Raw genomic sequence first — 14,104 nt, 5'->3', positions numbered from 1 at the left:
TGCTTCTTGAGGATGTGATTCGATTCTTTCCAAAGGACTTGTCATTACTAGATGCACGGAATTCTTAATTATTCTTTCATCATCCCACAGCTTTTCTATTAAGGATAGGTCTAGTAGATTGGCAACTTGTTGTTCTCTAGAGTCACCCGCCGCACGCTTGACTAGAGTTTCGTAGTAGTAGGCAAGATTGTGATTGCGGTATTGCTCGAACCACTTAGCAATATCATCTCCATAGCGGCGCTCAAACTCTGTTTCGGCAATGTGGGGTTTACCCTCTGCATCGTTGGTGCCACCTTCCCAGTACTTCGGCACACCACTCATAATCTCTAGATGGCGAAACTGGAAGGATTGGAAACCACTTGTTGGGCCAATAGTGGTACGAAACTCGGCAAAGGCTCGCATCGTGGTAAGAATTGGCATAGTTGTCACTACCACTTCGTAGAGGCGGAGAATGCGTTTGAAGAAGTAACACGCCTCACTTGTATCACCAACTACTGCATCTACTTCATCTTTTAGAGCAACAGCTAAACCTTCTAACACGCGCTCCATATCTGCGATCATCTGATTGAAGGCAAGTTCACAGATTTGATGGACGGCAATGAATAAATCTTCGTCCTTTGAGGCGGTTAAAGGGTTCTTGCAACTTAAAAGTGCCTCAAGATTGTGATAACTCCAGTAGTGGTTGTTAGTAGCATCTAGGTTCGGATCTAGTGGAGGTAAGGGTTGAGATTTGTAAGATTCCATCATCTTGAAAGCCATCTAAAAAAGATTATTTTGTAACCCACATTCCGCCCTTTCAACTGTCACACTCGATAATTATTTTGGTCTTGGAAACACTGAAACACCCAGCGTCAGGTGGAACGCTGAGTGCCTTACCTAGTTGATTAGACCTCTTGAAGAGCAGTAGCTAGGACGGGCTTTTCGGCCCATCCCACTCATAGTCATTTTTTCTTATGGGGTAGGAGTCCCGCCTGCCCAAAAAATTGATGAAAAAGAATGCGAACACTACATAAACCTTGGGAATTTTTCACTTATCACCTCATCAACTTCTTCTTGAGCGAGCTTTTCCCTTTTCCCGTTTCTAAAACCCTCGTTGTGGGGTTCCTTGGGCGAGTTGTAGAGCATTGATGAATTGAGCCAAAGCATACTCCAGATGAGCGCCAGCATCAACGGCTACCCAACCATCAGTGGTTAAGTGTCGCCATTCAAAGTGCAGGTGAGGGCCAGTAGAATTACCCGTGCTGCCAACGCGCCCAATCACAGTTCCCTGTTCTACAACTTCGCCAGTTTGAACAAAGATTTCTGAAAGGTGAGCATAGCGGCTTTCCTGTGTGCCCTTTTCATGCCGCAAAATTACGGTGAGTCCATAGCCGCCCAAAAAGTCGGCAGTTGCCACCTCTCCAGATGCCGCCGCAATTACAGGCGTACCTTGAGGTGCGCCCAAATCTGTCCCCGCATGAAAACGGTAGTCACCGGAAATGGGATGAAGCCGCCAGCCAAATAGCGAGGTGATTGAGACAGGAATTGTTAGAGGGAACATAAAGCTCGATTTTCCGATGCTCGGACGCCCTACAGGTCGATTGGTGAGGTTGTAGTAAGCCAAACCTGTTGGTGTTGTCCCGCCTCCGCTAGAACTTCCGCCAGAATAGGAGGAATACGCTTTCTGCCCAGTCGGACGCACACCACTAGCACTGACTCTCAACAGTCCGACTCTGACAGGTTGGATTCCCCTGATAGGAGGGGCTGGGAGCCTTCTTACTCCGTTTAGCTGAGGTTCCTGAAGGGTAACCAGACTGGCGAGGGCTTGACGCGCTGTTTGTTGACTGGGTTTTTGTAGATCTGGTGTTTGTTGACCTGCTATTTGTTGACCGGGCTTTTGTTGACGAGGTGTGATCCCGCCACAGGCTCCACTGGAAAGCTGCCCATTTTGCGCGACAGCGCTACAGCCTGTTGAGCGTTCGGTTAAGACAACGGAATTCGGTGCATTATACCTCTGGGTCGCACCAATACTGTAGTCTGTGCGATCAATGTAGCTATTGCTGGGATCAACTGGGCTGTTAGCGGTTTGCTCTGTCTGGGCAGGGTTGAAGATGACACTGGGGGGCTTCGCTATGGTTGACCTGTCCGGTAAAGATAAGTTGGGAGCCGCTAGCACAGGTTTTTTTGGTGTTGTGGCAGCAGGTGCTGGTCTTGAAATTTGTGGTCTGGCAATTGGAACGGGTTTTCTTACTACAGGTGCAGGAGCCGGAGTGGGCTTACGCACGGGGACAACTGGCACAATAACTGTCTCTGGAGCTACTGGCTTCGGTTTGAAAGCTGGTGCCGGGGCTTCTACAGGTGCGGCGACTTCTCTAGGACGCGATCGCACTGGAGGAGCCGCTTCGTTAACGTGAACAACGGGTGGGGCTTCAACCGCTGGTGGTGGCGCAGCTACAGGGTCTGAGGCGGTTTCTGTTTGAGCAATAACCAGACCACTGCTCAAAAGCCCAAGACTGCTCATAAAACTCAGTCCCTGTATCAATCGGGGACACCGATAAAAGATGCTTAAAGGGGTGCAACCCGACGAAGTTCCTTTTGTCATTTCCGACTCCTACTCCTCACTCTAAAAAAGTCATCTGGAAGGTCTCGTGAATTTCGGTCAGGGACGTATTTGTTTAGTCACAGACCCAATCGACTTTGACCGTTATGCCCAACGAATTATTGACAATAGCCAAGACTGATTGTACCGGGCTTTAGGCAAATTTCTGTTAAGGAAGCGGATGTTGTAACTTCCCCAACGGCAGCTTCTGTTGAATTTAAGCTGACTCGTAAATCCCCTGTGGGTGTGACACCTACGATAGTTCCAAGATTTCCGTCCACTGTGATGTGCCGTCCTTGGCTATCGAGTAACTCCAGGTAAGACGGTAGCAGATTTTCCATGCCTTGCTCAGACAAGCTTTGGTATCCAAAATTCAGTCCTTGTATAACAATTGCCGCAAGCATTTCCAAAGATGTCACGCCTACATTTAACTCTTCTTCACAAAAAGCTTGCAAATTGATGCCTGATTCAGGCACACAATTGCTCCAATTAATCCCGACACCAACAACAGCTTGAGCAATCCAACCCTGCCTGACACGGGTTTCAGTCAAAATACCTCCCAGCTTGCGCCCCTTCAGAAGTAAATCATTAGGCCACTTAAGGAAAACAGGAATACCATAATGCCTTAAAGCTGTGGCAATTCCCCAAGCACCAGATAAAGTTAGCTGAGCGCTGTTCGAGGCAGGAAGATTGGTCGCTAAAGCCAGCGATAAGTAAAGTCCCCCAACGTTAGATTGCCATTGCCGCCCCCACTGCCCCCGCCCAGCCGTTTGCTGAGCGGCAATAACAATGCTTCCTGCTGTTGCTCCTTGGTTGAGCAATTCCCAGAGAGTTTGGTTTGTAGAAGGCAGGGTGTCAAATAAGTGTAGAGGTATCTCTTCAACAGGTCGCGGAGGAATGACTACCGGGGGCTGGGGGCTAGGGGCTGGCGGCTGGGAAGGATTTTTTTTCAGAAGGTATCCGGGTTTTAAATCTCTGCTCCTATTTTCCCAATTCCCCATCCCTATGCCCTGTTGAGATAGATGCTTGCCGACCTCTGATAGAGCTACCTCAAACTGTTGCTGATTAAATACCATTACTACGCGCTCGAAGTAATTCGTTGCCTAAGTTAGCATAGATTCACCAGGAATTGATAAATTCCTAGGCTTAAATGCAGCTTTCTTATAAGGACAGGGAGCGTGATTGAAACAACTGTTCGAGATTCTTTTATGCATACTTGGTGCTGGCAGACTTGGGAAGAATTGCCCTATCTGACCTGTAGTCTTCTTAAAGGTTGGGAACATGGCTTTTTCACTTCAGCATTTTCCCCGCGCTCTCCCGCAGAAATTGTGGACGCACTCCAGCCTCAGGCTCAAGTGTATCGAGTGAGACAGGTACATGGCAATACAGTTCTAACATCCTCAGAGATTGAAAGTGCAGCGCGTGCGAGTCAGGAGAGGAAAGAGGAGCCAGAAAAACCACCTGCTGATGGTATCTTGACTGAGCAACCTCAGCAAGCCGTCTGGGTTTGTAGTGCGGATTGTACGCCTGTGTTGATTGCGGATGAAAAGACAGGACAAGTCGCCGCCATACACGCAGGTTGGCGGGGAACAGCTTCTCGAATTGTGCCAAATGCGATCGCACGCTTGCTCAACTCTGGTAGCCGCCTCCAAGATATACGCATTGCTATGGGACCTGCGATCGCTGGTGAGGTTTATCAGGTATCAGAAACAGTTGCTGCTGAAGTGGGTGCAAGCATTGTCGCAAAAGATAAAGCAGAGACACTAGAAGCAATTCTCGATGTCTTGCAGCAACTACCCAACCCACCTATCCTTGACGACTCACAACCCGGACGAGTGCGTCTAGATGTACGGCGAGTGAACGCACTACAACTGGAACAACTGGGTGTTAGTTCTGAACAAGTTGCGATCGCACCTTACTGCACTTATCAGGAACCAGAGCATTTCTTCTCCTATCGCCGCGATAAGCTCAAAAAAGTCCAGTGGTCAGGCATTGTCAGCAAAACACCTGACGCTAACGTGTTTTCAAGTTAGCAATACACTCAAGGACCCTCTTGGGGTGCGCCCCTACGAGCAATCAAGAGGAAATTGTTAGTGGTTAATAGAACCTTTCGCACCAACCACTAACAACTAACAACTAACAACTAACAACCAATATTACTTTGGCTCTCGAATTGAACCCATGAACAAAATTGTTCCGGTTCGATTGTCCCGAATTGCACAGAAGAAGGGACGGTCAACAACCATTTGGAAAGGTTCTGTTGGAATTCTTGCCATTGTAGGAACAGCGGCGACAGAAGTCGCCGCCGCAGCTTCTGTTCCTTCTTCGTTCACTTCTACGAAAGTCTTATGTTTAACTTCATTGATAGCAACTGGATTAGAAGCCATATTAGAAAAATTTGCTGCGTCACTAAAAGCTGATTCCATCCCTAATGCTTTTAGCGCCGTATTGAGTTGAATATCGTAATCTAACTTGAAGCGAGGGAGTTGGATAGAGCCTTCCTGCATCCCGAATTGAGTCATCCATTTTTGCCAGTTTTCAGCAGTAAGCTGTTGTTGAAACGCTTCAAGATTAGTATTCTTTTTGGGTAAAAAGACGTACAAACTCATGCGTCCTTTTCCGTAAGGTAAACTGATAGCTTGAAACGTGTCATTATCGTAGTATTGGTACTCACCCGATTGAGACATCATCGGGTGTTGCTTCTGGCTCCCATCGGATAGATAGAAAGGACGATCAGCCGTTTGACTCTTTTTGAATTTGTCCGTCCAGCTACCTTTAAAGTAAATTGCATTAATTAGGAAGAGAGCATGATCGGGTTGGATTTGCTCAATAATCTGCTCTATTTTCCCACGAGTGTTTTCTTTAACCCAGTTGTTGATAGTACGTGGAGCATCAGCGCTAGTAAAGTCGAGTTCTGTGACTTTCGCTCCATAGAACTGCCTGTTCCTCTCGATAAAGTCAGGCTTGAAGGTAAAGCCTTGCTTTGCCCATAGGGAGTTAGCAATTGATAGCTGAACATCTGGATCAGCATTTTCTAAGGAGGCTTTTAAGGCGTTATTAGCTTGGTTAACGGTGGGTAAGGCTATGCCTTGTAATTCCAATGCTTTTGCCATCGCCTGCTGGGTTTCGCCACTAGCCCCGTTGTAGGTCATGGAAAGTGCGATCGCAACACTAGTCGGTGAGACAAAAACGTTCTTGTTGCTGTCCTGCTTAAGAATTTCTTTATAGAGCTTAAAGCCAAATTTTGTATTTGCCGCAACAACTTTGGAATCCACTGTTGCATTAGCTAAGTGTGCATTTAAACGTGGTGATTCAGGCTTTTGGGAGTTCAACAAGGCACTGAAGGCGTTAAGTTTTTGAACCATCACCCCTCCTAGTAAACCTGCTAGAACAATCCCTGCTGCCACACTAACACCCACTCGACTGAGCATCTTTCGATTCATTACACTACCTCACTTACCGATGCAATTACTTTTTAGGATGACCCGTTCTAGCTAGAGGTCTTCTACTGGTTACAGTTTTGGCAACTATGACTTGTTGCTTATATTCATCACTTTTGAGCAACCATCGGGGAATTACTTCTAGGGTTTTTTCCGAAGGAGGGAGTAGGAATCTGATTTGTTGCAGGAACTAGTGCAAGAAGGCAGAAGGTCAAAAGGCTTGTATTTTTTACTTTTGCCTCTGTTGTTAGCTGGTCACTCATTTGGACCATGCTGCACTAGCAAAATGGTATGAGTTCATCTCGGCGTTCTGCCCAGAGTTTTCTCCAGTAATCCAACACAGTTGGAGGGTATTTTTCCTTGAATGTCTCGGCTTCCTCTTTAATCCAATATCCCAGTTTCATTAAATCTTCTAAGGTAGGGCTTGTCTGAATCATCCGAGCAATTGTTCTAGTCCAACGGTTCAGTGTACGGTAACTAATGAATTGACCGCCTTTATCACGGCGATGGACAAATAGAACATAAGCCCAGCATTCAACCCGCACGATCGCAGATAGGGGAATTTTCAAGACATGGGCGATGTAGCGGAGGTTGATATGAAATCGCTGAGCGGGTTGAATGCGTCGGAATAAGATGCTCATTATTTCGCTCCCTCGCTGTCTTGCTTGGAATTATCGAGTGTGATGTCAAAGATGATGGTGTGGGGTGCGTTTGGCAGTAGCTGTCGGAGAATTTGAAGGTGGGCTTCTGCATCGCTGCGACGGCGAAAACGAGCGACGATAATTTGCTGTATGTTGGCTTTAGGGCGAATAATGCACCACGGAAACAGTTGAGTTTTGTAGCTCATGAGGCACTCCTGGCAATAGCGAATGCTTGCCGATTGGGTAAATGGACATGGAAAATATGCGATCGCGCACGAGATGTACGCAGATTTCGCAAGGAATATGGCAACCCAATAGGCGAAGCGCTCAGCGCTCAAAGCGGAATCACCTACAAGATTGTGGTGTGATGACTATTTATGTAAGACACTGAGAAAGCAGCAGGCATCCAAAAGGGTATCCAAGAAAGCACCTAACTAGCCTAGCGGTGGCTTCCCGGATTTCCTGCCTGTTCTTGTGTCCTTCTTTATTATACATCGACTAGTCAAAGTATCAAGTCAAAGTATTAAATTAACAGCTTGTGGTCAAAAAGAAATCTGGCTCAGAGGACAACGAGTCCCCGTTGAAGAAACTTAGAGAAGAGGCGGGACTCTCCCAACAGGAGCTAGCTACTAGGATTGGTGTAGCTGTAGCAACTATTAGTCGCTGGGAGAGAGGCGCACCAGCAATGTTGACTGTGCCTCAAATGAAGGCACTCTGTAAGGTATTTGGCAAAAGCATTGAGGAGTTGCCTGACGAGTTTGGAGTACCAAAGCGATCGCCTGAAGGGGAGTAGGGGGAGAGGATGCGATCGCAAAAGTGCAAAAAGGATGTCACTCAACAGTAAGCGCCATTCATGAATCAACAAATACCTGATTTCGAGCCAGCTTTGGTAATGTCTCAAGCAGAAAGAATAGTAAAAGCTGATTCTGGTATGTCCTGGGATATTGCTGTACAAACAGTATTATCAGTCTGTTGTAGATTTCCTACACTATGCTCAACCTTTGGACAGGCTGACTTATTCTCACAGCCGCATATCAGCAAGTGGTTAGAGAAGTACTTCAATGGATACAATAATCGACCATCAAAGCGAATTAGCAAGAAGATTGGTACTATTCCTGATGAAATTATTGACACGATTATTTCAGTTCGTCTTCCTTCTCTAGATGACTCAAAAATCAGCGCTATTAAATCGGCTCATCGTCTTTCAATGGCAGCCGAAAATATTCTAGGACTTCTGTTAGAAGAATATCTAGCAGAAAGGCTGTTACCCTACGGATGGTATTGCTGTTGGGGTGACACTATGAAAAGTGTAGACTTTTGTACCCAGAACGGTGACTTATTACAAGTTAAGAACCGTAGTAATTCTGAAAATAGTTCAAGTAACAAGATACGTCAGGGAACTCCAATTATAAAATGGCATAGGATTAATGCTAGTAATGGGGCTTGCTATTGGGATGTATTAAATGAACGGGTGGGATGTACACAACTATCTGAGCCTGACTTTTCTTCATTTATCAGAAAAACCATCACTGATAATCCTGCTGCTGTATATGTAGAACACGATAATGTTTGGAATGATGCAGGTGATACCTAAATAGAGTTATAGAAGTGTAAAATCAAAAGCTAGAACAATAATTCAGCGTGTTAAAAAGTGGAAGCTGATAGAAGTCCTCTTTTTTCTCAACTTCCTCTCCTTTGATTAACTTATCGATGTGTTCACCAATCGCCTTTCCAAGTAATACTGGTACTGCATTACCAATCTGTCTGTATTTGGAAGCAGTTGAGCCATAAAAAACCCAGTCATCAGGAAAAGTTTGAATCCTTGCACATTCCCTAACACTCAAAGGGCGTAGTTCTTCCGGGTGGCACATATCTGTAGCCTTCTGGTGGGGACTTGTCGTAACAGTTGGAGAGGGCTTGTCCCAAGACAGCCGACGATAGAAGCCAACTTTTCCTCCTCCTGAGTTGTAAGCACCTCCCATGGCTTCTTGCTTTAGGTTATCGGGTAAGTATCTCCAGTTTTGACCCCCTTTTAAAAGCCTCAAGTACTTTAGGCGGCTCTCTGCATAAGGAATGTACTCAGGTTCTGAATCAACTAACTCTTCCAGCGCATCGTTGAGTGTACACCACTTGGGAAGTCCACCAATACCGTTCTTTCCATGAGTTGGTACAGGAAAACTGACCGATTCACCATCTCTTGAAGCGATAAATATCACTCGTGTTCTATTCTGAGGAACACCATAGTCAGCCGCCTCTATAAGCCTAGGAGCAGCAACTGTGTACCCAAGCTGTTCCATTTCTGCTAACACTACCTGAAGTGCTGAACCAGGCAACTCATCTAGTTCCAGCACTGGATGATCTAGCCCTCGATTACTATGAGGTCTATGCCGAATTGGTGCAGAAAGTAGCCCTCTGACGTTTTCCATAACGAAGAAGCGTGGCTGAACTTCTTGAACGATGCGTATGAAGTCCTTAAACAAGCTCCCCCTAGGGTCACCAACAGACATCCGCTTTCCTGCCGTACTAAAAGGCTGACAGGGCGGTCCACCAGTTACTAGGTCTACCTCACCGGGACGTAGAGGTCTACCAAGCTCTAAAAAACGCCCTCCTTCTTCGAGAAGAGTATGAGCGCTGACATGAAGTATATCTCTTGGCACAGCACTTTCACGAAGGCGCGGTCGGTTGAGAGCTATGGTCTTTGTCGCATCAGGGTCTATTTCTACCACACTCACTGTATGGAAGCCTGCTTTTTCCAAGCCAAGGTCTAGACCAAAAGCCCCAGCAAATAAACCAATAGATATCGGCTTACCATCTATCACGCTTGTCTCCTAAGAGCTTGTTGTGGCGAATTAATCTTTGTCCCCACCTTACCAGGTGAGCCAGCCATCATACCATACAAACTTCAGCAAGGTAGAAGCGTTAGTGGAAGGCAGTTGGTTAGGGAAAAGCCATGCCTAAGAGTGAGTGATAAGAAGAGGAAGCGCTTTCATCGTGACAGTGAGGGAAAATGCGATCGCTTTCTTTGCTTCATATTTTCCCATCAAGCCTATGTAAAATTTGAGACAAGGCTTTACAGGTAAACCATGCAGCGAGATGAGGTACTGACCATTCTGGCGCAGCATCAAGACTCACTCAAGCGCTTTGGACTTAAGTCAATAGCAATTTTCGGCTCAGTGGCACGGAATGAGGCTAAACCAGGTAGCGATGTGGATATCTTAGTTGAGTTTGAGGGACTAGTAACTTTTGACCGCTACATGGATCTGAAGTTCTACCTAGAAGACCACCTTGGAACACAGGTAGACTTAGTGAGTAGGCGTGCCCTCAGACCACAAATTCGACTTTCCATAGAACAGGAGGCTATTCCTGTCACGTAGTATCCGCCTCTACATTGAAGACATTCTTGCCAGCAGCGCTAAGGTGCTACGTTACACCCAAGGCATGAACTTTCAGGATTTCCTAGCTGATGAGCGTACTTTTGATGCGGTAATGCGAAATCTACAGATTATTGGGGAAGCTGCCAAAAACGTACCCTTAGAAATTCGGAATCGCTACCCAGAGGTTGAGTGGCGAAAAATTGCTGGACTACGTGATGTACTAGCTCACGCCTACTTTAGTCTGGAGAACGAAATTCTTTGGGATATTATCCAGAACAAAGTACCGCCTTTGCTGGAACAGGTACAGCACATACTAGCAGTGGAGTTTGGTGATTGATCGCTTTTTCGCTGATGGGGAGGGGCAGATATTGCGTCTTTGCTCTTCGACAAGAGCTTCACTTTTCAGCCAATCAGACATTAGTCCTAACGTTCGCGTGACCAACAGCGCGATCGCTTTTAAGCATATCTATATCAGGCAATACTTCATCAAAATAACCCGCTTTTGTCTACCCTTGTTGAAGGTGAAATTTCCAGCAGGTTATTTTTTGATGTTAAAGAGATTTAAACAAGTGTAATTCTAAACAGTTGCTAACTCTGGCTCAGGACGCTTGCTGTTGCGAATCCCTTCGATCGCTTCTGCGTAATCTTTCGCCTTAAACACAGCCGAACCAGCAACGATCGCATTTGCCCCCGCTTCCAAAACCTGCCAGGTATTATTTCCCTTCAGTCCACCATCGACTTCAATCCAGGGAGAAAGACCCTTTTCATCGCACATCTGACGCAGTTTGCGGATTTTTGGCAATACCTCTGGGATAAAGCTTTGTCCACCAAAGCCGGGATTGACGCTCATGATCAGCACCAAATCACAGACTTCTAACACATACTCAATCAAATCCAACGGTGTTGAGGGGTTCAGCACTACACCCGCTTGCTTACCCAACTCTCTAATCTGACAAAGGGTACGGTGTAGATGGGGAGAAGCGTTATGTTCGCAGTGAACAGAAATAATATCAGCTCCTGCTTTCGCGAAATCTTCTACATACTTCTCTGGTTCCACAATCATCAAGTGGACATCCAGAGGCTTTTTCGTAATGGGACGAATTGCTTCAACAATCAGAGGACCAATCGTGATATTCGGGACAAAGCGACCATCCATCACGTCAACGTGAATCCAGTCAGCACCAGCGGCATCCACCGCCTGAATTTCTTCCCCCAGTCGGCTAAAATCCGCTGATAGGATAGAAGGGGCAATAACTATGGGGTTCTGAGATTGCGATTGGGTCATGACTGGCGATACTCTCCTGCGTCCTCTGTGCCTATATATCTTAACAAAATCTTTAGTAATCCCCTAACTTTGCGATCCCCAACTAAGTACATATAACTTAGAGGTGGGTAAGACTACACGTAGATTTCGACCCACCTGCCCCTAATAACTGATAACAATTTAGGAGAAGCTTCCTTGGCTCATCGGCAGACTGTAAAGAGACTCGGATGGATAATTGGGGGTTTAAGTGCCTCCTGCTTCACAATCCCAGCACTGGCTTCACCCGCTTCTGTAGGAGAAACGGGAATTAATGCCCAAAAACTCCGCGAACCCCCCTACAACTTAACTGGTCGTAAAATTGCGATTGGTCAGGTCGAAATTGGCAGACCAGGACTATTTGGAATTGACAAGTCAGTTTCCTGGAATCCTGCGATCGCATTAGAACGAGTATTCTTTCGTAATGAACCAGCGAAAGTGAATACCGATGTTGATTCCCACGCAGCGATGGTCGCTAGTGTGATGATTAGTGGCGACAAAACCCTACCGGGAGTGGCACCGGGGGCACGCTTATATTCCTCTGCCTCCGGTTCACCTGTGGAAGGTGGGCAACCCGAAGAGTGTTTATCTGCCCAACATATTGCCTTGCAAAACGGTGGAGATGTTCGGGCAATTAACTTTAGCTTTGGTGAACCCCTCCAGCGTGATCCTAGACCAGAAGCCACGCTTGATGGCAATGCTTTACTGACTCAATGTATTGATTGGTCAGCCCGCACCCACGATGTCCTTTACGTGGTTGCAGGAAATCAAGGCAGTGGTGGCATTCCGATTCCCACCGACAACTTTAATGGGATTAATGTTGCCTACACAATGCAGAGAGACGGAGTATTTAGCAAGGTAGACTTTGCTAACTTGAGTGCGCTTCCTGTAGGGATTGGCAGACGTTTGATCACTCGTGAAATTAATGTTGGTCCACGTCGCTCGATTAATCTATCTGCTCCCGGCAGCAAAATTGCTGTGTATGAACTGGATGGCAAGATTGTTGAGGTCAGTGGCACAAGCTTTGCAGCTCCTCATGTTACAGCATCAGTAGCACTGCTTCAGGAATTTGGCGATCGCCAACTCCAGTCTAAGCAGCCAAACTGGAGTACAGATTCTCGACGCAACCAAGTGATGAGAGCAGTGCTGCTCAACTCCGCTGACAAAATCAAAGACAATGGTGATGGCTTGCGCTTGGGAATGACTCGCACCGTTTTGGGCAAAAATAGCCTCAACTGGTTAGAGTCCGATGCCTACAAAGACCCAAAAATCCCCTTAGATATCCAGATGGGTACAGGGCATCTTAATGCGTTCAGGGCTTATGAGCAGTTTAGTCCTGGTCAATGGAGTCCAGAGGCAGTGGTGCCATCAATGGGTTGGGATTATCGAACGGTTGAGGAAAAAGCCTCTCAGGATTATGTCTTGGAACAACCTTTAAAGGCAGGCAGTTTTGTGTCTTTAACCCTTGCTTGGGAGCGCCTAGTCGATCTAGACGATAAGAACAAGAACAATGCCTTTGATGTTGGGGAGAGTTTTCGCGATCGCGGTTTAAATAACCTCGACCTCTATCTAGTACCTGCTGATGACGACGGCACAAACAAAAGTGTCTGTTCTTCCATCAGTGAAGTCGATAGCGTAGAACATATTTTCTGCCCTGTTCCTACTGCTGGTCGATATAAAATCCGCGTTCAGTATCGCCAACAGGTAAATGAGGCATCTCAGCCTTACGCCCTTGCTTGGTGGACAGTTCCCGCCAAGTAGAGTCACCGAAGGGAGCAGGGGGAGAAGAGGAGCAGGAGTAGAGAAGTCTATATGTCGTAGATAGCAGTTTGAAGAACGAACTTGTAGCAATTTGCACTTCATTCCTACTTCCCCACCTCCCTTGTTGGTTACTCCCTGAAGCGGAACAATTAAAGGGCTGTCATGTCATAAATTGGAAGTTAGCACTGTAAAGACGACAACGGGGAGTGCTTCACCAGTTTGAGGCAAGAGTATGAGCTTTGCGTTAACAAAAAACGAATGCGGAGAAAACGGGTTAAACAGGGAGAGGTCAACCCCGCTTCTTCACTCAAGATGGAGCCAGCGTTCTTTATTACTCCTACTGTTGAGTCTCCTGGCAGTTTTCATCCCTCAGCTAGCATTGGCTCAAACCTCCTCAGCACCAGAGCCTGCTTCGGAACCTTTGGAATTAGAGTTACTAGAGCTGGATGCCCCACTTCCAGGACGTGATCTAATCACGGCAAATACTATCTCTGCAACTGAAGTCGCAATTCCCAGCCTTTGGTGGGCAAAGGAACAGTTCAATGTGGTTGGTGGCAAGCTCATTAACAACTGGATAGCGTACCAAGATGAGAAGAGGATAGATATGGTCGTTAACGCTCAACTCTGGACTCTTCTTGACTATTTAGGACGCTATCGCTTTGTTAATAATTTCGGCACGGTTGCTAGAGATTATGAGTACGATGTCAGAGTTTTCAACCAGCAGGGAGAACGTCTAGCAACCTATACCTGCAATTACACCCCAGAGCTTCCTGTTTGCGAACTTGAGGTAGTTGCGTCCTTTGGTCAGGATAGCTTGTCGGTTCCTCGTCAATAAGTTGAATTTTAGATTTTTTTATTAAGCGATCGCGTACTACTGTACTTTAGTTGTGCTTTAGACTGAAGTTCCCCTTTGACAAATCGCCATAACCCATGCTGTGACTGAAGTAAGGGCAAGAAATCCCCCGACTTTACTGGGTACAAAATACACTCACGCCCAGCAAATCAAAAGC

The 14,104-nt window shown here is 46.5% G+C and carries 16 protein-coding genes; 8 read left to right on the top strand and 8 right to left on the bottom strand.

Going from position 1 to position 14,104, the window contains the following annotated elements; genetic code table 11:
* The 3 genes from H6F98_RS05160 to H6F98_RS05150 form a co-directional block, all read right to left on the bottom strand.
* A partial coding sequence (locus H6F98_RS05160; RefSeq protein ID WP_192217601.1) for a tryptophan 2,3-dioxygenase family protein occupies nt 1-747 on the bottom strand: 747 nt, incomplete at its 3' end.
* A 334-nt stretch (nt 748-1,081) separates the two neighbouring features.
* Complete coding sequence (locus H6F98_RS33930) at nt 1,082-2,500, bottom strand: M23 family metallopeptidase (protein WP_192217600.1); 1,419 nt, start codon at nt 2,498-2,500, stop codon at nt 1,082-1,084.
* A 197-nt stretch (nt 2,501-2,697) separates the two neighbouring features.
* Entirely contained in the window at nt 2,698-3,654 is a 957-nt protein-coding gene (locus H6F98_RS05150; protein ID WP_242058379.1) for a biotin--[acetyl-CoA-carboxylase] ligase, read from the bottom strand.
* Nucleotides 3,655-3,786: 132 nt separating this feature from the next.
* Here H6F98_RS05150 and pgeF point away from each other — a divergent pair, with 132 nt between their 5' ends.
* Nucleotides 3,787-4,611 carry a peptidoglycan editing factor PgeF gene (gene pgeF / locus H6F98_RS05145; protein WP_192217599.1) on the top strand — a complete coding sequence of 275 codons (825 nt, stop codon included), beginning with the start codon at nt 3,787-3,789 and terminating at the stop codon, nt 4,609-4,611.
* Between the two features lie 123 nt (nt 4,612-4,734).
* Here the strand turns inward: pgeF and H6F98_RS05140 are convergent, their stop codons facing one another.
* From H6F98_RS05140 to H6F98_RS05130, 3 genes are all read right to left on the bottom strand, one after another.
* Nucleotides 4,735-6,021, bottom strand: coding sequence for a serpin family protein (locus H6F98_RS05140; RefSeq protein WP_192217598.1), 1,287 nt, complete (start codon nt 6,019-6,021; stop codon nt 4,735-4,737).
* 275 nt (nt 6,022-6,296) lie between these two features.
* Nucleotides 6,297-6,659, bottom strand: coding sequence for a hypothetical protein (locus H6F98_RS05135; RefSeq protein WP_192217597.1), 363 nt, complete (start codon nt 6,657-6,659; stop codon nt 6,297-6,299).
* Nucleotides 6,659-6,865: a hypothetical protein gene (locus H6F98_RS05130; protein WP_192217596.1), complete on the bottom strand. Its 207-nt coding sequence runs from the start codon at nt 6,863-6,865 to the stop codon at nt 6,659-6,661. Before H6F98_RS05130 ends, H6F98_RS05135 begins: the two co-directional genes overlap by 1 nt.
* On the opposite strand from H6F98_RS05130, the gene H6F98_RS05125 reads away from it, so the two are divergent.
* From H6F98_RS05125 to H6F98_RS05115, 3 genes are all read left to right on the top strand, one after another.
* Entirely contained in the window at nt 6,848-7,027 is a 180-nt protein-coding gene (locus tag H6F98_RS05125; protein ID WP_192217595.1) for a hypothetical protein, read from the top strand. The genes H6F98_RS05130 and H6F98_RS05125 overlap by 18 nt on opposite strands.
* Before the next feature lie 170 nt (nt 7,028-7,197).
* Nucleotides 7,198-7,452, top strand: coding sequence for a helix-turn-helix domain-containing protein (locus H6F98_RS05120; RefSeq protein WP_192217594.1), 255 nt, complete (start codon nt 7,198-7,200; stop codon nt 7,450-7,452).
* Between the two features lie 60 nt (nt 7,453-7,512).
* Complete coding sequence (locus H6F98_RS05115; protein ID WP_192217593.1) at nt 7,513-8,253, top strand: SinI family restriction endonuclease; 741 nt, start codon at nt 7,513-7,515, stop codon at nt 8,251-8,253.
* 22 nt (nt 8,254-8,275) lie between these two features.
* Here the strand turns inward: H6F98_RS05115 and H6F98_RS05110 are convergent, their stop codons facing one another.
* Nucleotides 8,276-9,478, bottom strand: coding sequence for a DNA cytosine methyltransferase (locus H6F98_RS05110; RefSeq protein ID WP_192217592.1), 1,203 nt, complete (start codon nt 9,476-9,478; stop codon nt 8,276-8,278).
* Between the two features lie 264 nt (nt 9,479-9,742).
* Here H6F98_RS05110 and H6F98_RS05105 point away from each other — a divergent pair, with 264 nt between their 5' ends.
* Nucleotides 9,743-10,033 carry a nucleotidyltransferase family protein gene (locus tag H6F98_RS05105; protein WP_192217591.1) on the top strand — a complete coding sequence of 97 codons (291 nt, stop codon included), beginning with the start codon at nt 9,743-9,745 and terminating at the stop codon, nt 10,031-10,033.
* Complete coding sequence (locus tag H6F98_RS05100) at nt 10,023-10,370, top strand: DUF86 domain-containing protein (RefSeq protein WP_192217603.1); 348 nt, start codon at nt 10,023-10,025, stop codon at nt 10,368-10,370. Before H6F98_RS05105 ends, H6F98_RS05100 begins: the two co-directional genes overlap by 11 nt.
* Nucleotides 10,371-10,610: 240 nt before the next feature.
* Here H6F98_RS05100 and rpe read toward each other — a convergent pair whose 3' ends face one another.
* Nucleotides 10,611-11,318 carry a ribulose-phosphate 3-epimerase gene (gene rpe / locus H6F98_RS05095; RefSeq protein WP_192217590.1) on the bottom strand — a complete coding sequence of 236 codons (708 nt, stop codon included), beginning with the start codon at nt 11,316-11,318 and terminating at the stop codon, nt 10,611-10,613.
* Between the two features lie 174 nt (nt 11,319-11,492).
* On the opposite strand from rpe, the gene H6F98_RS05090 reads away from it, so the two are divergent.
* Both H6F98_RS05090 and H6F98_RS05085 read left to right on the top strand, forming a co-directional pair.
* Nucleotides 11,493-13,094, top strand: a complete 1,602-nt coding sequence (locus tag H6F98_RS05090) for a S8 family serine peptidase (RefSeq protein ID WP_192217589.1) — start codon at nt 11,493-11,495, stop codon at nt 13,092-13,094.
* A gap of 343 nt (nt 13,095-13,437) precedes the next feature.
* The gene (locus tag H6F98_RS05085) at nt 13,438-13,929 is read left to right on the top strand and encodes a hypothetical protein (protein WP_242058377.1); all 492 of its coding nucleotides are present in this window, start codon (nt 13,438-13,440) and stop codon (nt 13,927-13,929) included.
* Nucleotides 13,930-14,104 lie beyond the last annotated feature (175 nt).

This window comes from Microcoleus sp. FACHB-SPT15 (genome assembly GCF_014849525.1).
In the GTDB taxonomy this organism is placed as follows: Bacteria; Cyanobacteriota; Cyanobacteriia; order Cyanobacteriales; family Coleofasciculaceae; genus Symplocastrum; species Symplocastrum torsivum.
This window is presented reverse-complemented; position numbering and strand designations above follow the sequence as displayed.

Bases quoted from the DNA above. Each gene is read 5' to 3' on its own strand.
- H6F98_RS05150 (WP_242058379.1), bottom strand. From the start codon at position 3,654: ATGGTATTTAATCAGCAACAGTTTGAGGTAGCTCTATCAGAGGTCGGC.
- H6F98_RS05105 (WP_192217591.1), top strand. From the start codon at position 9,743: ATGCAGCGAGATGAGGTACTGACCATTCTGGCGCAGCATCAAGACTCA.
- H6F98_RS05135 (WP_192217597.1), bottom strand. From the start codon at position 6,659: ATGAGCATCTTATTCCGACGCATTCAACCCGCTCAGCGATTTCATATC.
- H6F98_RS33930 (WP_192217600.1), bottom strand. From the start codon at position 2,500: ATGAGCAGTCTTGGGCTTTTGAGCAGTGGTCTGGTTATTGCTCAAACA.
- H6F98_RS05115 (WP_192217593.1), top strand. From the start codon at position 7,513: ATGAATCAACAAATACCTGATTTCGAGCCAGCTTTGGTAATGTCTCAA.
- pgeF (WP_192217599.1), top strand. From the start codon at position 3,787: ATGCATACTTGGTGCTGGCAGACTTGGGAAGAATTGCCCTATCTGACC.
- H6F98_RS05130 (WP_192217596.1), bottom strand. From the start codon at position 6,865: ATGAGCTACAAAACTCAACTGTTTCCGTGGTGCATTATTCGCCCTAAA.
- H6F98_RS05140 (WP_192217598.1), bottom strand. From the start codon at position 6,021: ATGAATCGAAAGATGCTCAGTCGAGTGGGTGTTAGTGTGGCAGCAGGG.
- rpe (WP_192217590.1), bottom strand. From the start codon at position 11,318: ATGACCCAATCGCAATCTCAGAACCCCATAGTTATTGCCCCTTCTATC.